Annotated in this window: 25 protein-coding genes; 15 read left to right on the forward strand and 10 right to left on the reverse strand. The window is 64.2% G+C overall.

Going from position 1 to position 25,748, the window contains the following annotated elements; translation table 11 throughout:
• Positions 1-198 precede the first annotated feature (198 nt).
• Both IEW98_RS13895 and IEW98_RS13900 read right to left on the reverse strand, forming a co-directional pair.
• A complete protein-coding gene (locus tag IEW98_RS13895) occupies positions 199-900 on the reverse strand; it encodes a hypothetical protein (protein ID WP_188763749.1) in 702 nt (233 codons plus the stop codon).
• A 133-nt stretch (positions 901-1,033) separates the two neighbouring features.
• A complete protein-coding gene (locus IEW98_RS13900) occupies positions 1,034-2,389 on the reverse strand; it encodes a M20/M25/M40 family metallo-hydrolase (RefSeq protein ID WP_188763751.1) in 1,356 nt (451 codons plus the stop codon).
• 129 nt (positions 2,390-2,518) lie between these two features.
• Between IEW98_RS13900 and IEW98_RS13905 the strand changes: the two genes are divergently transcribed.
• From IEW98_RS13905 to ettA, 3 genes are all read left to right on the forward strand, one after another.
• Complete coding sequence (locus IEW98_RS13905; RefSeq protein ID WP_188763753.1) at positions 2,519-3,457, forward strand: cation diffusion facilitator family transporter; 939 nt, start codon at positions 2,519-2,521, stop codon at positions 3,455-3,457.
• The gene (locus IEW98_RS13910) at positions 3,457-4,086 is read left to right on the forward strand and encodes a hypothetical protein (RefSeq protein WP_188763755.1); all 630 of its coding nucleotides are present in this window, start codon (positions 3,457-3,459) and stop codon (positions 4,084-4,086) included. Before IEW98_RS13905 ends, IEW98_RS13910 begins: the two co-directional genes overlap by 1 nt.
• Positions 4,087-4,242: 156 nt before the next feature.
• Positions 4,243-5,922, forward strand: coding sequence for an energy-dependent translational throttle protein EttA (gene ettA, locus IEW98_RS13915; protein WP_188763757.1), 1,680 nt, complete (start codon positions 4,243-4,245; stop codon positions 5,920-5,922).
• Positions 5,923-5,991: 69 nt separating this feature from the next.
• Here ettA and IEW98_RS13920 read toward each other — a convergent pair whose 3' ends face one another.
• Entirely contained in the window at positions 5,992-6,579 is a 588-nt protein-coding gene (locus IEW98_RS13920) for a flavin-binding protein (RefSeq protein WP_188763759.1), read from the reverse strand.
• Between the two features lie 88 nt (positions 6,580-6,667).
• On the opposite strand from IEW98_RS13920, the gene IEW98_RS13925 reads away from it, so the two are divergent.
• On the forward strand, positions 6,668-7,957 hold the full coding sequence (locus IEW98_RS13925) for a serine hydrolase domain-containing protein (RefSeq protein WP_188763761.1): 1,290 nt from the start codon (positions 6,668-6,670) through the stop codon (positions 7,955-7,957).
• Positions 7,958-7,999: 42 nt separating this feature from the next.
• On the opposite strand, the gene IEW98_RS13930 is transcribed toward IEW98_RS13925, so the two are convergent.
• The 3 genes from IEW98_RS13930 to IEW98_RS13940 form a co-directional block, all read right to left on the reverse strand.
• Positions 8,000-8,662: an HAD family hydrolase gene (locus tag IEW98_RS13930; RefSeq protein WP_188763763.1), complete on the reverse strand. Its 663-nt coding sequence runs from the start codon at positions 8,660-8,662 to the stop codon at positions 8,000-8,002.
• 88 nt (positions 8,663-8,750) lie between these two features.
• Positions 8,751-9,347, reverse strand: coding sequence for a glutathione S-transferase family protein (locus IEW98_RS13935; RefSeq protein WP_188763765.1), 597 nt, complete (start codon positions 9,345-9,347; stop codon positions 8,751-8,753).
• 66 nt (positions 9,348-9,413) lie between these two features.
• The gene (locus IEW98_RS13940) at positions 9,414-10,079 is read right to left on the reverse strand and encodes a glutathione S-transferase family protein (RefSeq protein ID WP_188763767.1); all 666 of its coding nucleotides are present in this window, start codon (positions 10,077-10,079) and stop codon (positions 9,414-9,416) included.
• A gap of 490 nt (positions 10,080-10,569) precedes the next feature.
• Here IEW98_RS13940 and IEW98_RS13945 point away from each other — a divergent pair, with 490 nt between their 5' ends.
• From IEW98_RS13945 to IEW98_RS13965, 5 genes are all read left to right on the forward strand, one after another.
• Positions 10,570-12,462, forward strand: coding sequence for a ribonucleoside-diphosphate reductase subunit alpha (locus tag IEW98_RS13945; RefSeq protein ID WP_371870787.1), 1,893 nt, complete (start codon positions 10,570-10,572; stop codon positions 12,460-12,462).
• A gap of 276 nt (positions 12,463-12,738) precedes the next feature.
• Positions 12,739-13,794 (forward strand): ribonucleotide-diphosphate reductase subunit beta, encoded by a 1,056-nt coding sequence (locus IEW98_RS13950; protein WP_188763769.1) that lies wholly within the window; start codon positions 12,739-12,741, stop codon positions 13,792-13,794.
• A 5-nt stretch (positions 13,795-13,799) separates the two neighbouring features.
• On the forward strand, positions 13,800-14,624 hold the full coding sequence (locus IEW98_RS13955) for a hypothetical protein (RefSeq protein ID WP_188763771.1): 825 nt from the start codon (positions 13,800-13,802) through the stop codon (positions 14,622-14,624).
• Positions 14,608-15,507 carry a hypothetical protein gene (locus IEW98_RS13960; protein WP_188763773.1) on the forward strand — a complete coding sequence of 300 codons (900 nt, stop codon included), beginning with the start codon at positions 14,608-14,610 and terminating at the stop codon, positions 15,505-15,507. Before IEW98_RS13955 ends, IEW98_RS13960 begins: the two co-directional genes overlap by 17 nt.
• 576 nt (positions 15,508-16,083) lie before the next feature.
• Positions 16,084-17,196, forward strand: coding sequence for a calcium-binding protein (locus IEW98_RS13965; protein WP_188763775.1), 1,113 nt, complete (start codon positions 16,084-16,086; stop codon positions 17,194-17,196).
• Positions 17,197-17,202: 6 nt separating this feature from the next.
• On the opposite strand, the gene IEW98_RS13970 is transcribed toward IEW98_RS13965, so the two are convergent.
• Positions 17,203-17,859 (reverse strand): methyltransferase family protein, encoded by a 657-nt coding sequence (locus IEW98_RS13970; RefSeq protein WP_188763777.1) that lies wholly within the window; start codon positions 17,857-17,859, stop codon positions 17,203-17,205.
• The gene (locus tag IEW98_RS13975) at positions 17,856-18,677 is read right to left on the reverse strand and encodes a sterol desaturase family protein (RefSeq protein ID WP_188763779.1); all 822 of its coding nucleotides are present in this window, start codon (positions 18,675-18,677) and stop codon (positions 17,856-17,858) included. Before IEW98_RS13975 ends, IEW98_RS13970 begins: the two co-directional genes overlap by 4 nt.
• 144 nt (positions 18,678-18,821) lie before the next feature.
• Between IEW98_RS13975 and IEW98_RS13980 the strand changes: the two genes are divergently transcribed.
• Positions 18,822-19,754, forward strand: a complete 933-nt coding sequence (locus tag IEW98_RS13980) for a DUF808 domain-containing protein (RefSeq protein WP_188763781.1) — start codon at positions 18,822-18,824, stop codon at positions 19,752-19,754.
• 66 nt (positions 19,755-19,820) lie between these two features.
• A complete protein-coding gene (locus tag IEW98_RS13985; RefSeq protein WP_188763784.1) occupies positions 19,821-20,333 on the forward strand; it encodes a hypothetical protein in 513 nt (170 codons plus the stop codon).
• Between the two features lie 56 nt (positions 20,334-20,389).
• Here IEW98_RS13985 and ypfJ read toward each other — a convergent pair whose 3' ends face one another.
• Positions 20,390-21,298, reverse strand: a complete 909-nt coding sequence (gene ypfJ / locus IEW98_RS13990; RefSeq protein ID WP_188763786.1) for a KPN_02809 family neutral zinc metallopeptidase — start codon at positions 21,296-21,298, stop codon at positions 20,390-20,392.
• Between the two features lie 176 nt (positions 21,299-21,474).
• Here ypfJ and IEW98_RS13995 point away from each other — a divergent pair, with 176 nt between their 5' ends.
• The 4 genes from IEW98_RS13995 to aroC are packed head-to-tail and all read left to right on the forward strand — an operon-like array spanning position 21,475 to position 25,251.
• Positions 21,475-22,425 carry a DnaJ C-terminal domain-containing protein gene (locus IEW98_RS13995; protein ID WP_188763821.1) on the forward strand — a complete coding sequence of 317 codons (951 nt, stop codon included), beginning with the start codon at positions 21,475-21,477 and terminating at the stop codon, positions 22,423-22,425.
• Positions 22,426-22,460: 35 nt separating this feature from the next.
• Positions 22,461-23,384 (forward strand): YihY/virulence factor BrkB family protein, encoded by a 924-nt coding sequence (locus tag IEW98_RS14000; RefSeq protein ID WP_188763788.1) that lies wholly within the window; start codon positions 22,461-22,463, stop codon positions 23,382-23,384.
• On the forward strand, positions 23,372-24,175 hold the full coding sequence (fabI, locus tag IEW98_RS14005) for an enoyl-ACP reductase FabI (protein WP_188763790.1): 804 nt from the start codon (positions 23,372-23,374) through the stop codon (positions 24,173-24,175). The genes IEW98_RS14000 and fabI overlap by 13 nt, the downstream gene beginning before the upstream one ends.
• 5 nt (positions 24,176-24,180) lie before the next feature.
• Entirely contained in the window at positions 24,181-25,251 is a 1,071-nt protein-coding gene (aroC, locus tag IEW98_RS14010) for a chorismate synthase (protein ID WP_188763792.1), read from the forward strand.
• A gap of 47 nt (positions 25,252-25,298) precedes the next feature.
• On the opposite strand, the gene IEW98_RS14015 is transcribed toward aroC, so the two are convergent.
• Positions 25,299-25,688: a four-helix bundle copper-binding protein gene (locus IEW98_RS14015; RefSeq protein ID WP_188763795.1), complete on the reverse strand. Its 390-nt coding sequence runs from the start codon at positions 25,686-25,688 to the stop codon at positions 25,299-25,301.
• Positions 25,689-25,748: the final 60 nt, after the last annotated feature.

Here is a 25,748-nt window from a genome sequence, read left to right on the forward strand (position 1 = left end):
CGGCGCCCAGCCAGCGCGCGAAGACCGATTGCGACAGGTCGACATGGATGCGGCGCGAGACAGCGAAATTGCGTGCGGTGTCGCGGCGGGTGGCGGTTTCGATGCGTGCGGTGGCGCGTTCGAGGCGGGCGCGCTGGTCGGCGAGGCTGTCCTGGGCAGCGGCGGGGGCGGCGACGAGCAGGAGCATGAGGGCGCGGATCATCGCACGTCGCCGAACATGTAGACGCCGCCGTTCACGAAATACCAGCGCGGGTTGACGATGCGGCCGGTCCAGGTCGTGGCGGGAACGGTGGTGGTGAAGTTGAGCCAGGACGGCGCGGTGCTTTGCGGCGGACGGCTGGTCTGGACGCGGATGTCGGCGGTGCCGGCGGGGCCGCCGATGGTGATGCGTTCCTCGACGGGCAGGCGGATGGTCGGCAGGCCGGCGGTGACGTCGAGGGCGCGGACCTTGAGCAGGCGATCGGCGGAGGGAATGCGGGTGACACGGATGCCGCGCCAGCGGACGTCGGGTTGCAGCGAATAGATGTTTATGCGGATTTCATGGCGGCGGCCGGTCGGGGTGAGGACGGCGTTCATGGTGATGTCGGCGGCGATATTGTCGGCGGTCCCGGTGGCGCGGATGGCGACGGCAGGGAGGGGGCCCATGACCGACAGGGTGATCGATTTGACGCGCAGGTCGATGTCGGGATTGCCTGGCAGGACGATGCGGTAGTCGGCGAGGGTGGCGAGATTCTGGTTGATGAAGGCGTTGCTGAAGAAAAAGCGCACGTCATAGCGGCCGGGGCCGGTGGTTTCGAGGACGCGGGCGACGCGCTCGGTCTCGGTGATCGCCTGGGCATAGAGTGCGGCCTGGCTGGCGTCGATCTGGCGCTGGGCGCTGATGCAGCCGGGGAGCAGCAATGCAGTCAGGAGGACCGGGGCGAAGGCGCGCGTTGTTGGTGTCTATAGGGATTGGTTCGGGCGTACCTCGACTTCGCTCGGCGTGAGCGGGTCAGTATCTTGCTCGGCGTGAGCCGGTGTTGCCGTTCTGGGCCTATTTGGTCCTGAGCGGCCGGTCGTCCGAGGCGGCGAGCCAGATGGCGGCGGTCCAGGCGGCGACGTTCTGATCGAGCTGGGCGCGGTCGACCTTGTCGAGCGTGTCGTCGGGGGTGTGGTGGAGGTCGAAATAGCGGGTGCCGTCCTGCTCGAGATCGAGGATGCCGACGCCGTTCGGGCGCATCGGGCCGACATCGGGACCGCCGCCCGACTTGTTGTCGCTGGCCGGCGCGATGCCGAGCGGGGCGAGGACGGTGCCGATCTCGGCGATTAGCGGCAGCCCGGTGTCGGCGACGTTGGAGGCGATGCGCCAGACCCGGTCGGCGCCGAAATCGCTTTCGGCGGCGAGGACGATGTTCTCGGCCTTGTGCGCCTCGGCATAGGCGCGGCCGCCCCACAGCCCGAACTCCTCGGCGCCCCAGAAAACGACGCGGATGGTGCGGCGCGGTTTCAACCGGGCGGCCTTGATGGTTTTGGCGGCGGTCAGCGTGATCGCCATGCCGGCGCCGTCGTCGATGGTGCCGGTGCCGAGATCCCAGCTGTCGAGATGGCCGCCAATGACGATGACTTCGCCCGACGTGCCGGGAATTTCGCCCGAGACGTTGGCAGATTGGCCGTTGGGGTCGAAGCGCGGCGTGGAGATGAACTTGACCGACACCGGCCCGAGCTTGACCAGCCGGGCGAGCTGTTCGGCGTCGGGCAGCGACAGCGCCGCCGACGGAATGGCGGCAACGCCCGGCGCGGCGACGGTGCCGCCGGTGTGCGGGTTGCGGTGGCTGTCGGTGCCGACGCTGCGGATCAGCACGGCGACGGCGCCCTTCGACTGCGCCAGCGCCGGACCGGAGCGGCGCACGGCGCCGTTGCTGCCATAGGAACTGCCGTCCTGGGTGACCGCCATGCGGTGGTCGATGAAGGCGATCTTGCCAGCGATGCTGCCGGGCGCCGCGTCCTGCAGCGCCTGGTAGCTGGCGAAATAGGCGATGGGGGCGGTGATGCCCTGCGGCGGCGTCGCGCCGCTGTAGCCGAGCGCGGCGATGGCGAGCTTCTGCGGGTGGCTGCCGACGATTTCGGCCGATTCGACGCCGCGTTCCCAGACCGGCAGCGGGAACGGCTCGGTCTTGATATTGACCAGCCCGGCGGCCTTCATCGCGGCGATTGCCCAGTCGCGGCCGCGTTGTTCGGCGGGGGTGCCGGCGAGGCGCGGGCCGACGCGGGTGGTCAGGTCTTCGAGCAATGGAAAGGCTTCGGAGCGGGCAAGGGCGGTATCGCGCAGGGTGGCGGCCTGGGTGAGCCGGTCGGCAGCAAGGACGGGGGTTGCAGTGATCAGGAGGGCGAGCGTTAGGGGGCGAAACATGAGGCGTCCTTTGCAGCTGTTACGGCAGAGGCATAATGGTTGGGGCGGGCGGTGCAAGGGGGGCGTGCAAGTGGCGCTTGACACGGGCGGCGAGGTGACGCCGATGGCGGTCATGAGGGCGGAACGATCATGGTGAGCCAGCGCCGGGCCCGCGCCGTGACGGCGCTGCGCAGCGCGCTCGAGGCGTCGCTGCTGCAATGGTCGATCGTGGCGACGGTGTTCGTCGCTGCCGCCGGGGTGATCATCGGCCTGCTGGCCGGATCGATGTCGATCGTTTTCGACGGGCTATTCTCGGTTGTCGACGCGGCCGTCACCGTGCTGACCTTGATTGTCGCGCGGCTGCTCGCCAGCGAGGGCAACCACCGGTTCCAGTACGGCTACTGGCACCTTGAACCGCTGGTGATGGCGCTCAATTCGTCGATCCTGATCTTTGTCTGCGGCTATGCCTTTCTGAACGCCGTGATGGGCCTGATGTCGGGCGGACAGACGCCGGCGTTTGGCATCGGCATCGTCTATGCCGTCGTCGTCGGTGCCAGCTGTTTCTTCATGGTGTTCTATTTGAAGGCGCGCAACGAGCGTATCGAATCCGAGCTGATCGGGCTCGAGATCCAGGGCTGGCTGATGGCGGGGGTGATCACGCTGGCGCTGCTGCTGGCGTTTTGCGGCGGGCTGCTGCTGAAGGGCACGCCGTGGCAATGGGTGGTGCCGTATGTCGATCCGGCGGTGCTGGCGCTGCTGGCGCCGGTGTTGCTGCTGGCGCCGCTGCAGACAGCGCGGCAGGCTTTTGGCGAGATCTTCCTGATCACCTCGAAGGCGGTGCATATCGAGATCAAGGACGCGGTGGCGGCGGTATTGGCGCGGCACGGCTTTCATGATTTCCAGAGCTATGCCGTCGAAGTCGGGCGGGCGCGCTTCATCGAGGTGTCGATACTGGTGCCGCCCGACATGCCGGCGCGGCCGGTGGCGGAATTCGACGAGATCCGGCACGAGGTCGGCAATGCGCTGGGCGGCATCGGGCCGGAACTGTGGCTGACGATCATGTTCACTGGCGATCCGGAGTTGGTCTGATGCGGGTTTTTATCGCGCTGGTCGCGGTGGCGATGGCGGGGCCCGCATCAACGATGGCGGTACCCGCACGGGCGCAGGCCAGTCCATGCGCCGGGCTGCCGGAAAAGGGACTGGTGGCGCAGCGCGGTGTGGCGGTGACGGTTCCGGCGAAGCCGACAGCGGCGCGCGGCTGGCGCTGCGAGGCGGGCGACCGGCTCGAGATGCGCGGGCGGATGCCGATGTGCACGGGGAGCGCGCTGGCGGCGGTGACGGGCAACCCGCAGGCCGTGTGTTACGCGGCGCTGGCGCTGGGGCCGCTGGCACCGGTGGCGGCGCACAAGCGGCCGACGCGGAGCTGTGTGGTGCGCCGGGAAAGCGCCCTGTTGCGGCTATACGGCGACGGCGCCGGGTGGAGCGATGCGGTCGTCAGCGTGGTGCCGGCGGCTGGGGTGACGATCGTGCCGCTGGGCGAGGAGCCGGCTGAAAATGCCGTGGTGCAGGGGTGTTTTGCCTGGAATTGCCGGCTGGTGAAGCTGGCGATCGGCGCGGCGGCGGCGGGCAAGGTCGAGGTCCGGGTGGCGGTGCCGGGGCGGGAGATTGCAGTGCCGCTGGTGCTGGTGGCGGGGTGCGGGGATGCGGCGCTGCAGTAACGGACCCTCACCCGGGCCGGCGTGAAGGCGCCGTCTCTCGCCTCTCCTCGAACGGGAGAGGGGTAGGACGCGACGCGCCATTTGAACTGGCCCGGTCAATCGGCTAGACCGCGCCGACACGCCCTGTCCCCTGCATTTTTCGAAAGCCTTGCCGCCGTGGCCTATCAATACGCCTATGTCATGAAGGGTCTGTCGAAGACCTATCCGGGTGCGCCCAAGCCGGCGTTCAAGGACATCACGCTGAGCTTCCTGCCCGGCGCCAAGATCGCCATCATCGGGCCGAACGGCGCCGGCAAGTCGACGTTGATGAAGGTCATCGCCGGCATCGACAAGGAATATATCGGCGAAGCCTGGGCCGCCGAAGGGGTCACCGTCGGCTATCTGCCGCAGGAGCCGCACCTCGACCCGACCAAGGACGTGCGCGGCAATGTCATGGACGGCGTCCGTCCGGTCGCCGACCTCGTCGAGCGCTTCAACGCGATCTCGGCGGAGATGGCCGACCCGAAGGACGACACCGATTTCGACAAGCTGCTCGAGGAAATGGGCACGCTGCAGGAAAAGATCGACGCGGTCGATGGCTGGACGCTCGACAACCAGCTCGAGATCGCCATGGACGCGCTGCGCTGCCCGCCGGGCGATGCGAGCGTCGACAATCTGTCGGGCGGTGAAAAGCGCCGCGTCGCGCTGTGCAAGCTGCTGCTCGAAAAGCCCGGCATCCTGCTGCTCGATGAGCCGACCAACCATCTGGATGCCGAAAGCGTCCAGTGGCTCGAGAACCATCTGAAGGAATACAAGGGGATGGCCATCATGGTCACCCATGATCGCTACTTCCTCGACAATGTCGTGAAGTGGGTGCTCGAGCTCGATCGCGGCCAGGCGATCCCGTTCGAGGGCAATTATTCGGATTGGCTCGAAGCCAAGGCGAAGCGAATGGACCAGGAGGATCGCGAGGACAAGAGCCGCCAAAAGGCGATCACCGACGAGCTGCAATGGATCCGGTCGTCGGCCAAGGCGCGGCAGACCAAGTCCAAGGCGCGTATCAAGGCGTTCGACGAACTTGTCGAAAAACAGGCCAATCGCCGGCTCGGCAGCGCGCAGATCCTCATCCAGATCCCAGAGCGGCTGGGCAATACCGTCATCGAGGCGAACAACCTCACCAAGTCGTACGGCGACAAGCTGCTGTTCGAGAATTTGTCGTTCAGCCTGCCGCCGGGCGGCATCGTCGGCATCATCGGGCCGAACGGCGCCGGCAAGACGACGCTGTTCCGGATGATCACCGGACAGGAAACCCCCGACAGCGGCAGCATCCGCGTCGGCGACACCGTCAAGCTGGCCTATGTCGATCAGAGCCGCGATGCGCTGGCGGGCGACAAGAACGTCTGGGAGGAGATTTCCCAGGGCAACGAGAAATTCTACTTCGGCAAGAACGAGGTGCTGACGCGCGCCTATGTCGGGGCGTTCAACTTCAAGGGCGCCGACCAGCAGAAGAAGGTCGGCCAGCTTTCGGGCGGTGAGCGCAACCGCGTCCACATGGCCAAGATGCTGGTCAAGGGCGGCAACGTGCTGCTGCTCGATGAGCCGACCAACGATCTCGACGTCGAGACGCTGCGGGCGCTTGAGGAAGCGCTCGAATCGTTTGCCGGGTGTGCGGTGGTGATCAGCCATGATCGCTTCTTCCTCGATCGGCTGGCGACGCATATCCTGGCATTCGAGGGCGATAGCCATGTCGAATGGTTCGAGGGGAACTTCGAGGCTTATGAGGAAGACAAAAGGCGGCGGTTGGGAGATGCGGCGGATCGGCCGCATGCGCTGACGTACAAGAAGCTGACCCGCTAGCGTCGATGAGCGGGCGATGGGCCCCCGCCTTCGCGGGGGTGACGGTGTTGAGTGGGGCAGTTCGGAGTTTTACGGCACGAGCCACTCGCCGAGCCAATTGTCCGCCCGCCGGAACACCGCCCGTCGATGCCCGCTCCGCGCCAAGTGGAGCCAGTCGATTTTGGTGATTTCGACGAGAACCAACGCGAAGTTCTGGCGGGCTGGGACAAGCTCGGCTTCGGTCGGGGCTCGGCTGTCGAGGGTTGGGGGGAGGCCGGAGGCTGGGGCGGGTAGGACTGTGCCGGGGGCGTTTTCGGCGAGGTAGGCACGGCGGCTGAAGGGGGTGGCGGCGGCCCAGATTTCATCGGCTTGGACGATGCTGGTTTGAATGCGGGCGATGCCGGCAATCCGCAGCTGGATCGCCTCTGCGGGATGCCAGGCGAGGATGTGGACGGGCGCGCCGTCGAGCACCGCGACCTTTGGCGAGCGTGCGTCGGTGTGAAAGCGCAGGCTGGCGCTGGCGCGATCGGCGGCGCGGAGGACGAGGATGCGGCTGTCGGGACGGCCCTTTGTGTCGATGTTGCTAAGCGATGGGGTGTGGACCGGGCTGTCGGGGTCGGCGGCGCCCTGGGCAAGCACGCGCCAGGCGGAATCAAGGGCGCTATCCAGTTCGGTCATGGTCGGTTGGCCCTGTTACTATGCATGAGATTGCCGCATGGCGCTCGCGACACTAGGCTGTCCCGGCAATTCGGGGGAGTGACATTCGATGCGGATTTTGGTGGCGCTGGCGGTACTATTGGCAGGGACGGCGGCGATGGCACAGGACAAGACGCCTTTGAATGCGGCGGACAGCGATCCGGTCAGGCTGGGGTGGATGCAGGGGTTTCCGCCGGCGGCCGATAAACAGGTGCGCTGGGACAATTCGAGCATGTGGGCGTTCCCGAAAACGCGCTGGAGTTTTTCGCATTGGCGCGAGTTGATGCCGTCGACGGCGGTGCGGCGGTCGGGGCCGATCTCGGTATTTCCGCGCGCCGAGCGGCGCGATATCGATGCGATCACGCTGGTGCCGCTGGGGGCGACGACGCCGATGACCTGGGAACAGTCGCTGGCGGCGAATTACACCGATGGCATCGTCGTGCTCCACAAGGGACGCATTGTTTATGAACGCTATTTCGGTGCGCTGAAGCCCGATGGGCTGCACATCGCGTTTTCGGTGACGAAAAGCTTTGTCGGCACGCTGGCGGAGATATTGATCGCCGAGGGCAAGCTCGACCCGCAGCGGACGATGGCGTCGTACGTGCCCGAACTGGCGGGCAGCGGTTTTGGCGATGCGACGGTGCGCCAGGTGATGGACATGCGCACCGGCATTGCCTTCGACGAGGCTTATGGGGGCATCGACGGCGACGTTTTCCGGATGAGCCTGGCGATGGGCGGGGTGCCACGGCCCAAGGATTATGCCGGGCCGGACGGGATTTTCGCCAATGTCGCGTCGCTGAAGAAGGCCGGCGCGCATGGCGGTGACTGGGTCTATCGCACCCCGAATACCGATGCGCTGGCGTGGGTGCTCGAGCAGGTGGCCGGGCAGTCGATCGCGGCGCAGATCGAGGCGCGGTTCTGGTCGAAGCTGGGTATGGAGCAGGACGCCAGCCTGCAGGTCGATCCGGTCGGGACGGGCTTTACCGGCGGCGGATTTTCGCCGGCGCTGCGCGACATGGCGCGGTTCGGCGAGATGCTGCGGCTGGGCGGCCGTTGGCAGGGCGCCGAGATCATCCCGGCGGCGGCGATGGCGGCAATCCGCAAGGGCGGCGATGCGCCGGCGTTCGTCGCGGCGAAATATCCGGGGCTGGCCGGCGGCAGCTATGCCAGCCAATGGTGGCACCGTGCCGGCGGGCAGTTCATGGCGGTCGGCATCCACGGGCAGGGGATCTACATCGATCCCAAGGCCGAAATGGTGATCGCGCGGTTCGGCTCGCATCCGGTAGCGACCAACCGGGTGATCAATGTGACGACATTGCCGGCGTATGACGCGCTGGCGGCGCATTTGTCGGGGCGGTAGAGTTTGCTGTCATCCGGGGTCAACCCCGGGATGACAATGTCGTCAGGACAGCGCCAGCAGCCAGCCGCGGACGGTATCGAGGTCGGGTGCGACGGCGAGGGTAAGTTCGCGCATCTCGGCGGTTTCGGGCAGCAGGTCGGGGATCATGATGACGGGAACCCCGGCGGCATGGGCGGCGCGGACGCCGTTGTAGGAATCCTCGAGCGCCAGGCAGGCGGCGGGGGCGAAGCCGAACGCGGCAGCGGCTGCGAGGTAGAGGTCGGGATAGGGTTTGCCGCGAGCGACGTCGTCGCGGGTCAGGATATGGTCGAAGGCGCCGACCAGGCCGGTGTGGGTGAGGAAGGACGTCGCTTTTTCGCGGCCGGTCGAAGTGGCGATGGCGCAGGGGATGCCGAGTGCGGCGACGGCTTCGGTAATGGCGCGGGCGCCCGGGCGCAGCGGCCGGGCATGGCCATACCGGCTGTCGTTGAGGGCGCGCTGGCGAGTCCGCATCAGGTCATAGTCGAAACCGGATCCGAAGATGCCGGTCAATGTGGCACGATTGCCGTCGTCGGGCACGCCGATGAGGCGCTCGAAAATCGCCTCGGTGACCGGGTAGCCCATGGCTGTCGAGACCTCGATCATCGAGGCCCGGCTGATGCGTTCGGTATCGAGCAGCAGCCCATCCATGTCGAACAGGACGGCGGCGGGGCGGGTGAGGATCATGCCGCGAGGGATGGCGGGGGAGGGTGGGTGGTGTCAACAATGGGCGCTTGTCCACCCATGACGAAGGTTTTTCGGCGACGGACCGGCTTTATCCGTCGATCTCCGCCGCCCGGATATACGCCGGACGCGCGCGCAGGCGCTCGACATAGGCGACGAGACCCGGCGTCGGTTCGAGCATGCCGAATTTCATCGGCCAGTCGATCTGCGAGCCGGCATAGACATCGGCGGCGCTGAACCTGTCGCCGGCGATCCAGGTGTTTTTCCCAACCGCGACATCGAGCGCCGCAATGGTCCGGCTGAAAGTGCCATAACCGATCATCACCTGCTGTTCGGCGTCGGGCTCGAGCTTGCGATAATTGTCCATGATCGCCGATTCGACCGGCCCGGCGGCAAAGAACAGCCAGCGGTAATAGTCGGCGCGGTCGTCGTGCGCCGGGGCAAGGCCCGCCTCGGGGAAGGCATCGGCGAGATAGGCGCAGATGGCGGCGACTTCGGTAACGATGCGGTCGCCGTGGCGGATGGTCGGCACCTTGCCCATCAGGTTGATCGCCAGATACTCGGGTGTCTTCATGTCGCCGTCATAACCGAGGATGACCGTCTCGTACGGCACCCCCAGTTCCTCGAGCATGAACCGCGCGGTGCGCCCGCGCGACTGCGGATTGGTATAGAATATGAGGTCGGACATGGACGACTCCCTTGCGGAACAATACAAGAACATTGGATCCGTTCCGGTGCCGAGTCAACCGACAATTCAGTCTCGATCGGGTGCCCCAAGCGGGAAATAGCTGCGATAACGCCGGCCCTCCTCCACGGCGCGGGCGAACGACGGCCGTGCCAACAGCTGCACCCGATATTCGCGCAGGCGCGGCCAGTTTGCGCCGATCGGGTGGACCCAGTCGGCGTAGAACAGCGACGGCGCGGCGGCACAATCGGCCATGGTGAAGTCGGCGCCGGCGGCCCAGCGGCGGCCGGCGAGGCGTGTGTCGAGCCAAGCATAGGCGGTGTCGAGCGCCGCCGCTGCCTCGGCCATTGCCGCCTCCTTGCGCCCAGGGTCGCCCTTCAACATCTCGAACACCGGCTTCTGCATCGCCGCCATGACGTAATTGTCGCAAAAGCGATCGAGAAGGCGGACCTCGAGCGCCGCCTCGCGGTCGACCGGTATCAGCTGCACCGGGCCAGGAAAATGCATGTCGAAATACTCGATGATGATGCTCGATTCGACGATGGTGCGATCGCCGTCGACCAGCACCGGAAACCGCCCGATCGGCCAGAGCGCCGTGCATTCGGCACCGGCGCCGGGGTCCTCGAGATGCCGGTAGGTGAACGCGATATCGTTCTCCCACAGCGCCGTCAGCACCTTCTGGCAGTATGACGAGAAGGGGTGGGAATAAAGCGTCAATGTCGTCGACTCGCTCATCGCCGGCTCCTTCCGCATTGCACCTGCCGCAGTGTGGCGCAGTTTTCGGGCCGCGCCAGCGACTCGGGATACCGCTCCGATCGCCCCCATGTCATGCCGTACCGGCCGCCCGACAGCGGCCTGCGACGCTTGGTCCACCACAGCGCGGCGCCGAAGGGGGAACAGGCGGCCCGCTTGTTTGTCCAGCGGATAATTCCCATATCCGGTAAATATCAGGACTTGTTATCGCCGCGAAGTCAGGCACAATCTGTAGCCCGGGGACGACGCAATCACACAGTATGTTGTGGGTGCGGAAGCGGGAGGGCAAGGGCCGGTTATCCACCGGCTGTGTATAACGGGGATAACGCGAGGATTGCGCCTTGGGGGCAAATTCGGTGCGTGACCTTGTTTTGTTCTCCTTCTACCATGTTCGCGAGGGGCAGAATTTCGGGAGTGACCAGTGAGCGAGTTTCAGAGCAATGCGGGCGACAGCGGATCCCGGTCGGGTGACATGCTGATGCTGGACCCGGTGGAGACGATCATGGCGAAGGCGATTGATGCGGCCGCGGTGCCGGCCAAGGCACCGCAGCGTGCGTCGAACGAGATCATGCCGTGGCGATTCCCGGTCATTGTCGATCGCAGCCGCGACGCGCTGCTGACCGACTTCGGCCGCGAGACTCTCGACGATCGCTATCTGCTGCCCGGCGAATCATACCAGGACCTGTTCGCCCGCGTCGCCGCCGCCTATGCTGATGACGCCGGCCATGCCCAGCGGCTGTACGACCATATCTCGCAACTCTGGTTCATGCCCGCCACCCCGGTATTGTCGAACGGCGGGACCGGGCGCGGCCTGCCGATCTCGTGCTACCTCAACTCGGTTTCCGACAGCCTCAACGGCATCGTCGACACCTGGAACGAGAACGTCTGGCTGGCGTCGCGCGGTGGCGGCATCGGCACCTATTGGGGCAACGTCCGCGGCATCGGCGAGCCGGTCGGCCTCAACGGCAAGACCAGCGGCATCATCCCGTTCGTGCGCGTCATGGATTCGCTGACGCTGGCGATTTCGCAAGGCTCGCTGCGGCGCGGCTCGGCGGCGGTCTATCTCGATGTCTCGCATCCCGAGATCGAGGAGTTCCTCGAAATCCGCAAGCCATCGGGCGATTTCAACCGCAAGGCGCTTAACCTCCATCACGGCGTGCTGGTCACGGACAAGTTCATGGAAGCGGTGCGCGACGGCACGGAGTTCGATCTCGTCAGCCCCAAGACCGGCGAAAAGCGCGGCCGGGTCGATGCACGCGGGCTGTTCACCAAGCTGGTCGAGACGCGGCTGGCGACCGGCGAGCCGTACATCATCTTCGTCGACGAAGTGAACCGGACGATGCCCAAGCACCAGCGCGACCTGGGGCTCAAGGTCTCGACGTCGAACCTCTGCTCGGAAATCACCCTGCCGACGGGGCCGGATCATCTCGGCAACGAGCGCACCGCGGTGTGCTGCCTGTCGTCGCTCAACCTCGAAACCTGGGATCAGTGGAACGGCGACACCGGCTTCATCGAGGATTGCATGCGCTTTCTCGACAATGTCCTGCAGGATTACATCGACCGCGCCGAGCCCGAAATGGCCCGCGCCCGCTATGCGGCGGAACGCGAGCGTTCGGTTGGGCTCGGCGTGATGGGGCTGCACAGTTTCTATCAGGCGCGCGGCATTGCCTTTGAAGGCGCCATGGCGAAATCGTGGAACCTGAAGATGTTCAAGCACATCCGGTCGCAGGTCGACCAGGCGTCGATGGCGCTGGCGGCCGAGCGCGGACCTTGCCCCGATGCCGCCGACATGGGCGTCATGGAGCGGTTCAGCTGCAAGATGGCGATTGCCCCCACCGCGAGCATCAGCATCATCGCCGGCGGCACCAGCGCCTGCGTCGAGCCGATCCCCGCCAATATCTATACCCACAAGACCCTGTCGGGATCGTTCTCGGTGCGCAATCCGTACCTCGAAAAGCTGCTGATCGCCAAGTCGAAGAACAGCGACGCGGTGTGGAACTCGATCCTCGAGCAGGGCGGCTCGGTCGGGCATCTCGAGTTCCTCAGCGTCGATGAAAAGGCCGTGTTCCGGACGGCGTTCGAGATCGACCAGCGCTGGTTGCTCGAGCTGGCGGGCGATCGCACGCCGTTCATCGACCAGGCGCAATCGCTTAACCTGTTCATCCCGGCCGATGTCGAGAAATGGGACCTGTTGATGCTCCATTACCGCGCTTGGGAACTCGGCATCAAATCGCTGTATTATCTCCGTTCGATGAGCATCCAGCGCGCCGGGTTCGCCGGCGGCGTCGAGGCGGACAACACCGCCGCCCCGCCGATCATGCGGATGGAGATGAAGGATTACGATGAATGCCTTGCCTGTCAGTAGGGCATGTCCGGGCCCGCAAGGGTCCGGCACCCGGCCGGTGACAGCCGATCGGGAAGGTGAGGGGGCCGCGGCGATGACTTCCACGACTTGTCGCCACGGCCCCCTCCCAACTGCTGACGCGCTAACGCACACTCTACGCCGTCACCCACTCCCTCGCCGTCACCCCGGCGAAGGCCGGGGCCCATCTCCGAAACGTCCAGGAAATGGCCCCCACCTTCGCCGAGGTGACGAAACAAGCTAGAATACACACCAAATCCCCCCAAAGGACCTCGCCCCATGTCACTCCTCAAGGCCTCCAAGTCGTACAAGCCCTTCGAATACCCCTGGGCGTATGATTTCTGGAAACGCCAGCAGCAGATCCACTGGATGCCCGAGGAAGTGCCCTTGGGTGAGGATTGCCGCGACTGGGCGCAGAAGCTGACCGAGCACGAGCGCAACCTGCTGACGCAGATCTTCCGCTTCTTCACCCAGGCCGATGTCGAGGTGCAGGACTGCTATCACGAGAAATACGGCCGGGTGTTCAAGCCGACCGAGATCAAGATGATGCTGGCGGCGTTCAGCAACATGGAAACCGTCCATATCGCGGCCTATTCGCATCTGCTCGACACCATCGGCATGCCCGAAAGCGAATACAGCGCCTTCCTCAACTACAAGGAAATGCGCGACAAGCACGAATACATGGCGAATTTCAACGTTGAGACCGACACCGATATCGCGCGCACGCTCGCCATGTTCGGCGGCTTCACCGAGGGGCTGCAGCTGTTCGCCAGCTTTGCCATGCTGATGAACTTCCCGCGCTTCAACAAGATGAAGGGCATGGGCCAGATCGTCACCTGGTCGGTCCGCGATGAATCGCTCCACTGCGAAGGCATCATCAAGCTGTTCCACGCCTTTTGCGCCGAAACCGGCGTGATGACGTCCAAGCTGCGCGACGATATCGCCGACATCTGCCAGAAAACCGTGCGCATGGAAGACGCCTTCGTCGACCTCGCCTTCGAAATGGGCCCGGTCCCCGGCATGACCCCCAACGACATCAAGAAATACGTCCGCTTCACCGCCGACTGGCGCATGAAGCAGCTCGGCATGAAGCCGATCTACATGATCGACGAACACCCCCTGCCATGGCTGACGCCGCTGCTGAACGGCGTCGAGCATGCAAACTTCTTCGAAGCGCGGGCAACGGAATATTCCAAGGCTGCGACGAAGGGCAATTGGAACGAAGTCTGGGACGCGTTCGACAGCCGCAAGGGGGCGAAGACGCTCAGCGAGGGCGGCGCAGCGAACGAGATCGATGACCGGCAGGGCGGGTTGCTGGGCGTGGCTGCGGAGTAAGCTAGGTGGATGAGGGCGCCATCATAAAAATGCGGAAAGGGATCGTGCGAGTTACAAGCGCGATCCCCTTTGAGGAACAGCCGTCGCTGCTACCTCTCCGTATTCGTGACATAATGGAGGCTAATCACCTCGGGCGCGATATTGCCTTCCGTGCCGTCGTATACGGTGGCCAGATCTACGTGTGCAAGGACGATGACGGAGCGCGACGTGTACGAGCGACTGAGCTAATCTGTACCAGCATTGCGGACTATTTGGGTATTGCGACGGCCCCCTTTAGCGTCATTGAGGATAATCGCGGGTATACCTATTTCGGATCGCTGGAAAATATTTCCACGGCGGCCCTCGCAACGATGAAATCCTACCTGTCGTGGCGTCAACTTGGTGAGTTGGGCCAGCCATTAAGCAAGCCTGGCCGATTTCTATCCAGTGTCCACGCTCTCGATCTCCTCTTCAACAACCGCGATCGATATCCAAGCAATTTCATTCTTGTGCCAGATGGTCAGGATCACCGACTTTGTGCGATCGATTTTGCGTCGGCTAGATTTTCTGATCTCACGACTATCGCCTTCCCTGCGCCTACCGACAGCACCCTCCGCTTGGGTAAAATTCTTCGGGAGCTTCACGGTGGCCATATCGGCGTTACGTTTGAAATCATCGACCATGTGGCTGCAATGCCTATGGACGTTTTTGATAGAATCCTCCAAACTGTCCCTTCGGATTGGATTTCGGACGATGAGAAAAGGGTTATACGTGGGGCATGGTCGGATCTTGCGAACGGGGTGCGCTTGCCAGCTCTTAGAGCGGGCTTGAGAAATGGATCGCTCGCATAGATTTGCGGTTTTGCAGTTCTGCGCACACGATATCCGTGACGAGCGGTTGAATGTAGGGCTCGCGATAATTTCTGAAAACAAGATCGATATTAGATTATCAGATCGACTCGACAAGTTGAAGTCGATTTCGGCAGCAATCAATTTAGACTATTTGCGTGACTCGCTTCGGTCCTTGGTCGAATTGGACTCTCATGTTGTAAGCAGCGGCATTGTAAGCCACGTTGAACGTCTATCAATGCTTGGAGAACTGGGGCCCGTAAAAACCACCGCAGGTGGAACCTTTCAAGCGTCTACCAAGTATGCTTACGAAGAGTCGGTCGCTAATTTGCTGAAAAGTCTTGTTGACCCGGAGCCTCGACCTGCGTTTTTGAAGTTTAAACGGTCAAGGCTTGTCGGAGAGATAAAGAGCGCCTTCTTAGGTCAACGAGTGTTAGCCAAAAAAGGTGAAGGATTAGAGGATCACCGAGTGGTCACCAATCTCAAGATAGCCGAAGGCTTGGCTGCTGATTTTGTTCTTAAGAATGGTGCTATGCATATTATTGAGACAGTTGACGCTGCCACTGAAGAATCATCTGCTAGAAAACTAGTTTCAGATATTGCGGTCTCTGCTCTAGTTTTAGAGCAATCGAGAATGAATTTTGGAATTAATAATACACGATCGAAAATTGTGTTTGATATATCTTCGTCACTTGATAGGTTGGCTGCTCCATCTTTGATGGCTGCTGAACACCAAGGTGCAGAACTGTTTAATTGGGCATCTGATGAAGATCGGAAAAGACTAATTGAAAGCGTTACTAACCTCGCGATACCATACGAGGATAAGCGCCGGAAGAACAGTTCCGTTATACATACTAGCAGACAATCTCGATTTAGATTAAATTAGATCCTTTGCAGTTCTAGAAGTTACAGCCGTTTACGCTCTTGACTTTGCGGATGACGCTGATGGTCCAATTCTATTCGCGCAGGACGGCGCTTGGCCGATTACGTCGACTGGGTTGGTCGTTTTTTAGACGTGGTGTGAATTGTCCACCTTCTGTGGCGGGTTAGATCGCAGCGTGACCGTAGGTGGGCATTCGTCAACTGGGGCCCTGGGGCCAAGACCCCAGCCGCCGGAGGCTTTACCGTCGACCTTTCCAGGCTGAAGCCGCGCTGTCCTACACGCCCGAAACCGGCTATCCGGCATTCCGGCTGTTCATCTTGTAAACGTCCATCCCGGTCCCGGCCGTTGCGCAAAAACGTGCGAAAGCGGAAAATGCGGAAAATGTTAACGAACTGACTGGCCTTATGAATCCAACAAAATCGGGCCATGCGTAGCCCTATCCGTCTGCGCGATCGGCGCTTGCCACGATATTGAATACATCTTCCGGACTATGCCGAAGGGCAGGTGGTCGCATTCCGGCGGGCTCTTAACGGGTCCGCAACATGTCAGCGTGCATGAGGCAGCAGGCAGGAGACCTGAATGGCGACGATCAACGGCACAACGCGGGACGAGACACTTTACGGGACGGGGGTTGGCGATCGGATATTCGGATTTGGCGGGGCGGACCTGATATTCGGCGCTGGCGGCAACGACTGGATCGACGGCGGGGCGGGCAGGGATCGGCTCGATGGCGGAGTTGGGGACGACACGCTGATCGGCGGGCTCGATAATGATGTGCTCGACGGCGGTGCGAACAACGACCGGCTGGAGGGCGGCGACGGCGACGATGCGTTGCTCGGCGAAGGCGGCAACGACACGCTGCTCGGCGGGGCGGGGCGCGATTATCTCGACGGCGGGGTCGGCGACGACACCATCTATGCCGGCGACGGCGACGACGGGTTCCTGAACGAGATCAACCCGGCGACGGGGTTGATGACGACGCAGGCGGTCGGCGGCGGCGCGGGCAACGACATCATCCACGGCGAGGGCGGCGACGACAAGCTGAAGGGCCAGTCGGGCGACGACGAGGTCTATGGCGGCATCGGCAATGACCGCGTCGATGGCGGCGACGGCAATAATTACCTCGACGGCGGCGACGGCAACGACATCATCGTGGCGGAATGGGGCACCGACACGATCGTCGGCGGCGCCGGGGCGGACAATATCCAGGCAGGATCGGGCGCCGACCTTGTCTATGGCGATGCGGGTGTGGACCTGATCAGCGGCGAGGACGGCGACGACCGGCTCTACGGCGGCAACGACAATGACAGCCTGTTTGGCGGCGCGGGCAATGACCTGATCCGCGGCGATGCCGGCAACGACAAATTGTTCGGCGAACTGGGCGACGACCGGTTGTGGGGCGGGGCCGGGGCGGACTGGTTCGTGTTCAAGGGCGCCGGCGCGCTGTCGGGGACGGACCGGGTCGAGGATTTTGCCGATGGCGCAGACCGGCTGGTGCTCGAGAAACTGGGCGTGCGGGCCTACCAGGATGGCGGCGGGCTTGGCACGGTGTTCGCCAGGGACGCGGCGGGAGGCGAGATTTCGCTCGATGTGGTGACATCGACGGGGGTGCACTTCTCGGTGCTGGTCGGCGACCCGGGGAGCGTGTTGAGCGCCGCGAATTTCTCGGCAGCGGACTTCGTCTTTGCCTGATGGGGGCTAGATCGCCAGTCTTGGAATGATCATCGGCACGCGGGCGGCGTAGCTCGCGTATTCCGGGAAAGCGGCGCGGAGGACGGCTTCCTCGTTCTGCATGCGGCGGAACTGGAGCAGCGCCTGGATGAGGCCGAGCGCGACGGCGCCGATCGACCAGTGCAGGATGACGATGCCGATGGTGGTGATGGCCTCGGCGACATAGAGCGGGTGGCGGACGCGGGCATAGGGTCCTCCGGTAACGAGCTCGCGGGCGGTGGCCATGACCGAAAACGAGCGGCCGAGATAGCGCAGGCAATGGATCGACAGCGCGGTGCCGATAGCGATGAGGACGGTGGCGACGAACTGCGCGGCAACGCCGGCGTCGCCATGGGGGAGGAAGGCGAGCAGCATCAGGGTGAAGGTGCCGGCGATGGCGGTGATGCGCGGTTCGAGCCCGGCGGCGGTGGCGCGGGCCGGCAGGCGGCGGATGGTCATGACGACGACGATGGCGACGAACAACAGGGTGAGGGTGCGCGATAATATGTCGAGCCACCAGAAATCCGGGCGGTCGGCAGCGAGGATGGTACGGGCGAACGACAGTGCCTGCTGATAGGCCAGCAGCGTGAAGGTGAAGACCAACAAGCCCTTGCCGAGCAGGTCTTCGGTGCGCTGGGACATCATGAGGGCGTCGATCCTGTGAGGGGCTGGGGCGGGCGCGCGGGCTGTTGCCGCAGGAACGGCGCGGGCTGTTGCCGCAGGAACGGCCAGGCGAGCTGCAGCGGATAGACCTGCGGGATGGCTTCGTCGGTGCCGTAGCGATCGGGCATGGCATCGGGAATGCGGAGCGTGCCGAAGATCTGGTCCATGAACACCAGCTGCGCCGAGAAATTATGGCCATGCGCCTCGGGCTGGTTGGCGTGGTGCCAGTGATGGAAGCGCGGCGAGGCGAAGACCCAGCGAAGTGGCCCGAAATCGAGCCGGACGTTGGCGTGGACGAGGTGCGATTGCAGCAGGTAGAGCAGGCCATAGATGGCCATCGCCTCGGGCGAAAAGCCGACGACAAGCAGAGGCACGACCGTTGCCAGCGAGCTGAAGACCTGATCGATGGGGTGGACGCGGTGGGCGGCGAGCCAGTCGAGATCCTCGATGCTGTGATGGATGGCGTGGAAGCGCCACAGATACGGCACGGCGTGAAACAGGCGGTGCGCCGCGTAAAAGCCGATTTCGGCAACCATGAGCGCGGCGACGACCTGGAGCCAGATTGGCTGCGACTGGACGAAGCCGCGCGCCGAGCCCGGCATGGCGGTTTCGACATCGCCCAGGGGGAAGGCAAATGCCAACAGGACGCCGATGCGGACCACGAAGCCGTTGCCGAACAGGTAGATGAGATCGTTGAACCAGTGGCGGCGGAAGATGCGTTGTGCGGGGCGCTGCGGCAGTAACAGCTCGAGCGGGACGAATATGACCGCGACGACCAGGATGCTTTGCAGAATATCCAACGACGCGCCCCCGCGTTTTTGCCTGTCAGTGCTTTAGCAGTCGCGCGGGCGGTCGGCAATGCGGCCAATGCTGGTGTTTCGAAGTCCGCGTTTACGTTTGCGGGGGTGGACGCTATCGATGCGGGGGATTTTTCTGGAGGCTTTGTGGCGACTGGGTTTTTCGCGCTGCTCGACGATATCGCGGCCATCGCCAAGATTGCGGCGGCGTCGCTCGACGACACGGCGGCGGCGGCGGCCAAGGCGAGCGCCAAGGCGGCGGGGGTGGTCATCGACGATGCTGCGGTGACGCCGCGCTATGTCCACGGCTTTGCCGCGGCGCGCGAGCTGCCGATCGTTGGCAAGATCGCGCTGGGGTCGGTCAAGAACAAGCTGATGTTCCTGTTGCCGGGCGCCATCGCGCTGAGCTATTTTGCGCCTTGGGCGATCACGCCGCTCTTGATGGCGGGCGGGTCGTACCTGTGTTTCGAAGGCGCCGAGAAGATCTACGAGATTTTTCGGCCGCACGCCGTCGTCGAGGACGATGTGACGGATGAGGACGCCGAAGTGATGGAACGGCGGATGGTGTCGGGCGCCATCCGCACGGACCTGATCCTGTCGGGCGAAATCATGGCGATCACTCTCGCCGATGTCGCCGACGCGCCGATCGCCGAACAGGCGGCGGTGCTGGCGGTGGTTGGGCTGGGCATTACCGCGCTGGTCTATGGCTTTGTCGCGCTGATCGTGAAGGCCGACGATGCCGGGGTGGCGTTGACGCAGACGCGCTCGGCGCCGTTGCAGGCGATCGGACGCGGCCTCGTCAAGTCGATGCCGCCGTTCCTCAAGACGCTGGCCTATGTCGGCACGGCGGCGATGCTGTGGGTCGGCGGCGGCATCATCATCCACGGCATGGAGGGCTATGGCCTTGGTGAACCCGGGCATAGCATTCACCGCTTCGCGGCATTTGCGGGGGCTGCGAGCGGAGGAATCGGCAGCGTTGTCGAATGGCTTATCGGCGCGCTCGGATCGGGGCTTTTCGGGCTGCTGGTGGGCGCGGTCATTGTCGCGGCGCTGCATTTGCTGCCAAAAAATAGGCCGTGACGGCGGCACATTGACCGCAACGGGACAAGCCTGTATTATTTTTGCAATACAGCCGGGAGCCCGAAGATGCGATATTTGCCTGTCCTGGTCGTTGCCGCGCTTTCGGGTGTCTTGCTGTTTTCCGCGTGCAGCAAGGACGAGAAGACGGAAACCGCCAAGGCAGAAACCGGCCAATCCGGAGCATTGGTCGACATCCAGGGCGACAGCGGGACCGGCGCCATCGCGGTCAAGATGCCGGGAGGCATCGAGGCCAATATCAAGATACCCGAGAATATCGTCGGCGATACCGAAGTCGATATCGATGGCGTCGGGCTTTATCCGGGCGCTGCGGTGCGCGGGGTCAACGCCCATATCGGCGAAGGGCCGGGCCGGGCGACGGTGACGATCAGCTTTGCCTCTGCCGCCGATGCCGCGGTCGTTGCCGATTGGTACCAGCAGCAATTCGCCGAGAAAAAGGTGACTGCGAAGCGAAGCGGCGAGACGCTGAGCGGCAAGACCGAGGACGGCGACGACTTCACGCTGGCGATGGCACCAGCCGACGCGGGGTCACTCGGCAAGTTGACGATCGTAAATCACTAGGCGGCGCGAAGAAGTAACTGGGTCCCGGGTCAAGCCCGGGATGACAGCCCTTCTACTCAGATCGTCCGCGCCGCAAAGGTGTCGCAGCTGGCGATCGTGCCCTGGGTCATGCCCTGCATGAACCAGCGGGTCCGTTGCTCGCTGCTGCCATGGGTGAAGCTTTCGGGGATAACGACGCCTTGCCCGGCGCGTTGCAGCGTGTCGTCGCCGATGGCCGAGGCAGCGCGCATGGCTTCCTCGACGTCGCCGGGTTCGAGCAATGCCGAATTGGCCTTGGCCCAGACGCCGGCGAGGCAATCCGCCTGGAGTTCCATGCGGACCTGGAGTGCATTGCCCTGGGTTTTCGAGGCGCGCGATTGGGCCTGCTGGACCTGGTCCGAGACGCCGAGCAAGGTCTGGATGTGATGGCCGACTTCGTGCGCGATCACATAGGCCGCGGCGAAATCGCCGGGCGCGCCGAAGCGCCGGGACAGGTCGTCGAAGAAGCTCTGGTCGAGATAGACCTTCTGATCGGCCGGGCAATAAAACGGCCCCATCGCCGATTCGGCGGCGCCGCAGCCCGAGCGCACGCCGCCGCTGAACAGCACCAGCTTGGGCGCGCGATAGGGTTGGCCGACTTCGGTCTGGAACTGCCGGGTCCAGGTGTCCTCGGTGGTGGCGAGCACGCGCGAGACGAACCGATCCATATCGCTGGTTGCCGGGGCGGGTTGGCCGATCTGCTGCTGCTGGACGGGCTCGGGCGCCTGACCGCCGCCGCCGCCCCCAAGCAATGTCATCGGATTGACCCCGAACACCAGCGCCAGCACGATGACGATGGCGATGCCGCCGCACCCCATCTTGCCGCCGCCGAAACCGAGACCGCCGCCGCCGCCACCGGGAAAGCGAAAGCCGCCGCCTCCCAGACCGCCGCGACTGCCGCGCGCGTCTTCGATGTTGCTGCTCTCGCGCTGGTCGTCGAGGTCCATGGTCAAATCCCCTTTGCAGGTGGGTCTAACGCGCCAGCGCAGGCTTGAGAAGCGCGGTGTGTTCGGGGGGCACATTACGGCAGGTTGGCGGAGCGCCGATGTTGTCGCTATGTTGCCCCTTGCCAAGCGGTAAGCTGTTGCTCATCTGCAACGGCGTGTGACATGCAAGGAATATGATGCGCGACCCTTATCAGGTGCTGGGTATCGGGCGCGGTGCCAGCCAGCCCGAGATCAAGAAGGCCTATCGCAAGCTGGCGAAGGAAAACCACCCGGATCGCAACGCCGACAACGCCAAGGCGCTTGAGCTCTTCAAAGAGGCCAACAGCGCCTATGAGCTGTTGTCCGACACCGACAAGAAAGCGCGCTTCGACCGCGGCGAGATCGGCCCCGACGGCAACCCGACGTCGCCGTTCCAGGGCGGTGGCGGCGGCGGCTTTCGCAGCGGGGGGGCCGACCCGTTTTCGCGCGGCGGCCGGCCGGGCGCGACCAATTACGATTTCGGCAGCGGTGGCGGCGGCGCCGACGACCTGTTCTCCGAACTATTTGGCGGCCGCAGTCCGTTCGGCGGCAGCGGCCAGGGCAGCGGCTTTCGCACGCCGCCGCCGCAAAAGGGCAGCGACGTTGCCTATCGCCTGATGGTGCCCTTCGAGGATGCCGCGGCGTTGAAGCCGCAGCGGGTGACGCTGCGATCGGGCAAAACTCTCGATCTGAAGCTGCCGGCGGGCATCGAATCGGGCCGGCAGGTGCGCATGGCCGGGCAGGGGGAGCCAGGTCCGGCGGGGCCGGGCGATGCGCTGGTGACGCTCGAGGTCGGGCGGCACAAATTCTTCACCCGCGACGGCGACGATGTGCGGCTCGATGTGCCGGTGACGCTGAACGAGGCGGTGCAGGGCGCCAAGGTGCGGATGCCGACGGTCGAGGGTGCCGTCAGCCTGACGGTGCCGGCGGGCACCACGTCGGGCAAGGTGTTCCGGCTGAAGGGCCGCGGATTTTCGCGTGCCGATGGCAGCCGCGGCGACCAGCTGGTGACGCTCATCGTCGATTTGCCGGCAGACGATGCGGCGCTGAAAAGCTTTGTCGAAGGCTGGAGCGATGCCCGCGAGGTACGGCGCGAGTTGGGCGTGTGATCGGTCCGACCAATCGGCGCGGGCGTTAGCATCCGGTGGTTGAACTGCGCTCGATCGTGCAACGGCTGATGCGGCGCCACCACCGCGCCTGGGCCGTGCTGCGCGACATGATCGTCGGCATCTGGGGCGATGGCTTCATCCATGCCGGCAATCTCGCCTATCTGTCGCTGCTAACGATGTTCCCGTTCTTCATCGTGCTCGCCACCGTCGCCGGCACCGTCGGCCGGACCCGGGAAGGCCAGAGCGCGGTCGCGGGCTTTCTCAAGCTGTTGCCGCCCGATGTCGCCGGACTGGTGGCGCGGCCGATCGCCGACGTGACCGGCACAACAGGCGCCGGCGGCGCGCTGACGCTCGGCATCCTCGTTACGCTATGGACGGTGACGACCTTCATCGAGACCATCCGATACCTGATCCGCAAGGCCTATGGCACCGAAGCGGTGGTTTCGATGTGGCGGTACCGCGCAGTGTCGGCGGCGTTCGTTTTCGGCGCGGTGTTCATGATGCTGCTGGCGTTTACCGCCCAGGTGCTGCTGACCGGCGTCGATACCGTGGTCAGCGAGGTGATGCCGCGCACCGAGGCGTTCATGAACGAGCTCGGCTTCAAGCGGCTGCTGCCGGGACTGGCGCTGTTCATGGCGCTGTATTCGATATTCTATGTGCTGACGCCGAAGCGGTTTCGCATGACGGGCTTCAGGATCTGGCCGGGGGCGCTGGTGACGACCGGTGTGTGGGTCGGGACAACGCTGGGAATGCCCTGGGCGCTGGGGCTGGTCGGCGAATACAACCTGATCTACGGCTCGCTGGCGGGGGTCATCGTGGCGCTGCTGTTCTTCTATATCATCGGGCTGGGGCTGGTTGCCGGTGCCCATCTGAATGCAGCTCTCGCCAAGGCGCAGCAAAGGCGCCTAAAAGCCGATTCAAACGAGAATAAGATGACGGGAACACCATGGCCGGAATAATGAGTGGCAAGCGCGGCCTGATCATGGGCGTCGCCAATGATCGCAGCCTGGCGTGGGGGATCGCCAAGGCCGTCGCCGACCAGGGCGGCGAGATCGCCTTTTCGTTCCAGGGAGAAGCGCTCGAGAAGCGGGTGCGGCCACTGGCGGAATCGCTCGGCGTGGCGCGGCTGTACGAGTGCGACGTCACCGACATGGCGAGCATGGACGCGATGTTCGAGGCGCTGAAGACCGAATGGGGGACGATCGATTTCCTCGTCCACGCCATCGGGTTCTCGGACAAGAACGAGCTGCGCGGCATGTATGTCGACACCAGCCTGGAGAATTTCCTGCTGACCATGAACGTCAGCGTGTACAGCTTCACCGCAGTCGCACAGCGGGCGATCAAGCTGATGCCGAATGGTGGTTCGTTGCTGACGCTCAGCTATTACGGTGCCGAAAAGGTCATTCCGCACTACAACGTCATGGGTGTGGCGAAGTCGGCGCTGGAGACGTCGGTGAAGTATTTGGCGATGGACCTGGGGCCGCAGAACGTCCGGGTGAACGCGATTTCGGCTGGTCCGATCAAGACGCTGGCCGCGAGCGGGATCGGCGACTTCCGCTATATCCTGAAGTGGAACGAATATAATTCGCCGCTGCGCCGCAACGTGACGATCGAGGATGTCGGCGGGGCCGGGGCCTATCTGCTCAGCGACCTCGCCTCGGGCGTGACGGGCGAGATTCACCACGTCGATGCCGGCTACAACGTCATCGGCATGAAGGCCGAGGACGCGCCGGATATCGCGGTCGCTTGATCTAGATGAGTCACAACAGCTTCGGCCACCTTCTCCGCTTCACGACCTGGGGCGAATCGCATGGGCCCGCGATCGGCGCGGTCGTCGATGGTTGCCCTCCGGGGCTTGGCCTGTCCGAAACCGATATCCAGCCCTGGCTCGACAAACGCCGACCGGGTACCTCGCGGTTTACCACGCAGCGGCAGGAGCCCGATCAGGTTCGCATCCTGTCGGGGGTGCATGAGGGGCTGACCACCGGCACGCCGATCAGCCTCATGATCGAGAATGTCGACCAGCGATCGAAGGATTATTCCGAGGTCGGCAAGGCCTATCGTCCCGGTCATGCCGACTACGCCTATGACGTCAAATACGGCCACCGCGACCCGCGTGGTGGCGGGCGGTCATCGGCACGCGAGACCGCCAGCCGTGTTGCCGCCGGTGCGGTGGCGCGGCTGGTCATTCCCGGAGTCCGCATTCGCGCCTGTCTTGTGGAACTGGGCGGCATCGCCATCGAGCGCTCGCGCTTCGACGATGCCGAGATCGATCGCAACCCGTTCTTCTGCCCCGACGCCGAGACCGCGGCGCAATGGGAAATCGCCCTCGATGCCGCGCGCAAGGCCGGGTCGTCATTGGGCGCGATCGTCGAATGCACCGCGACCGGGGTTCCAGTCGGCTGGGGTGCGCCGCTGTATATGAAGCTCGACAGCCAGCTGGCTAGCGCGTGCATGGGCATTAATGCCGTCAAGGGCGTCGAGATCGGCGACGGTTTCGGCGCCGCACGGTTACGCGGCGAGGACAATGCCGACTGCATGCGGCCCGGCACCGATGGCCCGCAATTCCTCGCCAACCACAGCGGCGGCACGGCGGGCGGCATCTCCACCGGCCAGCCGATCGTGGTGCGCATGGCGTTGAAGCCGACCTCGTCGATCCTGACGCCGGTCGAGACGATCACCCGCGACGGCGAGGCGACCGAGATCGTCACCAAGGGCCGCCACGACCCGTGCGTCGGAGTCCGCGCCGCGCCGGTGATGGAGGCGATGGTGGCGCTGGTGCTCGCCGATGCGCGGTTGATGCAACGCGGGCAAACGGGGCGGTAACCGCCAGTTTTGTCATCCCGGGTCGAGCCCGGCATGACAGTTCGGCCTTAGTGGATGGTCGGCAGCGCGGCCTGGCAGTCGTGGGCGCATTCGCGGCACATCATCGTGCACAGGCGGCAATGGTCGTTGTCGTGCTGGCTGCATTCATCGGCGCACAAATTGCAGGTGCGGATGCAGGTTTCGAACATCGACCGCATGACTTCGATGTTGCTGCCGGTGCGGCGCGTGCCGACGCTGGCGGTCGCGGCGCAGATGTCGGCGCAGTCGAGGCAACTGCGGATGCACTGCCGCATGTCCATGGTCTCGGCCGAGCAGGCGTCCGCGCAGGAATTGCACAGCGCCGCGCAGAACATCGCGTGGCGCACGGCGCTGGCGAGCGGTTCGTTGACGTTGCCGGCCACGTCGGGGTGGGCGGCGATCATCTTCTGGATGGACATTTCAGGGCCTTTTGGCAGCGCGATCGATCGTTTTCCGCCGAGCGATTCGGGCCTATAACT

Source organism: Sandarakinorhabdus glacialis (genome assembly GCF_014643455.1).
Classification (GTDB): Bacteria; Pseudomonadota; Alphaproteobacteria; order Sphingomonadales; family Sphingomonadaceae; genus Sandarakinorhabdus; species Sandarakinorhabdus glacialis.

What these genes read in the sequence shown, in the direction of transcription:
- IEW98_RS13900 (WP_188763751.1), bottom strand. Translation starts at nt 2,389, where the DNA reads ATGTTTCGCCCCCTAACGCTCGCCCTCCTGATCACTGCAACCCCCGTC.
- IEW98_RS13905 (WP_188763753.1), top strand. Translation starts at nt 2,519, where the DNA reads ATGGTGAGCCAGCGCCGGGCCCGCGCCGTGACGGCGCTGCGCAGCGCG.
- IEW98_RS13910 (WP_188763755.1), top strand. Translation starts at nt 3,457, where the DNA reads ATGCGGGTTTTTATCGCGCTGGTCGCGGTGGCGATGGCGGGGCCCGCA.
- IEW98_RS13920 (WP_188763759.1), bottom strand. Translation starts at nt 6,579, where the DNA reads ATGACCGAACTGGATAGCGCCCTTGATTCCGCCTGGCGCGTGCTTGCC.
- IEW98_RS13925 (WP_188763761.1), top strand. Translation starts at nt 6,668, where the DNA reads ATGCGGATTTTGGTGGCGCTGGCGGTACTATTGGCAGGGACGGCGGCG.
- IEW98_RS13930 (WP_188763763.1), bottom strand. Translation starts at nt 8,662, where the DNA reads ATGATCCTCACCCGCCCCGCCGCCGTCCTGTTCGACATGGATGGGCTG.
- IEW98_RS13935 (WP_188763765.1), bottom strand. Translation starts at nt 9,347, where the DNA reads ATGTCCGACCTCATATTCTATACCAATCCGCAGTCGCGCGGGCGCACC.
- IEW98_RS13940 (WP_188763767.1), bottom strand. Translation starts at nt 10,079, where the DNA reads ATGAGCGAGTCGACGACATTGACGCTTTATTCCCACCCCTTCTCGTCA.
- IEW98_RS13945 (WP_371870787.1), top strand. Translation starts at nt 10,570, where the DNA reads ATGCTGATGCTGGACCCGGTGGAGACGATCATGGCGAAGGCGATTGAT.
- IEW98_RS13950 (WP_188763769.1), top strand. Translation starts at nt 12,739, where the DNA reads ATGTCACTCCTCAAGGCCTCCAAGTCGTACAAGCCCTTCGAATACCCC.
- IEW98_RS13960 (WP_188763773.1), top strand. Translation starts at nt 14,608, where the DNA reads ATGGATCGCTCGCATAGATTTGCGGTTTTGCAGTTCTGCGCACACGAT.
- IEW98_RS13965 (WP_188763775.1), top strand. Translation starts at nt 16,084, where the DNA reads ATGGCGACGATCAACGGCACAACGCGGGACGAGACACTTTACGGGACG.
- IEW98_RS13970 (WP_188763777.1), bottom strand. Translation starts at nt 17,859, where the DNA reads ATGATGTCCCAGCGCACCGAAGACCTGCTCGGCAAGGGCTTGTTGGTC.
- IEW98_RS13985 (WP_188763784.1), top strand. Translation starts at nt 19,821, where the DNA reads ATGCGATATTTGCCTGTCCTGGTCGTTGCCGCGCTTTCGGGTGTCTTG.
- ypfJ (WP_188763786.1), bottom strand. Translation starts at nt 21,298, where the DNA reads ATGGACCTCGACGACCAGCGCGAGAGCAGCAACATCGAAGACGCGCGC.
- IEW98_RS13995 (WP_188763821.1), top strand. Translation starts at nt 21,475, where the DNA reads ATGCGCGACCCTTATCAGGTGCTGGGTATCGGGCGCGGTGCCAGCCAG.
- fabI (WP_188763790.1), top strand. Translation starts at nt 23,372, where the DNA reads ATGGCCGGAATAATGAGTGGCAAGCGCGGCCTGATCATGGGCGTCGCC.
- aroC (WP_188763792.1), top strand. Translation starts at nt 24,181, where the DNA reads ATGAGTCACAACAGCTTCGGCCACCTTCTCCGCTTCACGACCTGGGGC.
- IEW98_RS14015 (WP_188763795.1), bottom strand. Translation starts at nt 25,688, where the DNA reads ATGTCCATCCAGAAGATGATCGCCGCCCACCCCGACGTGGCCGGCAAC.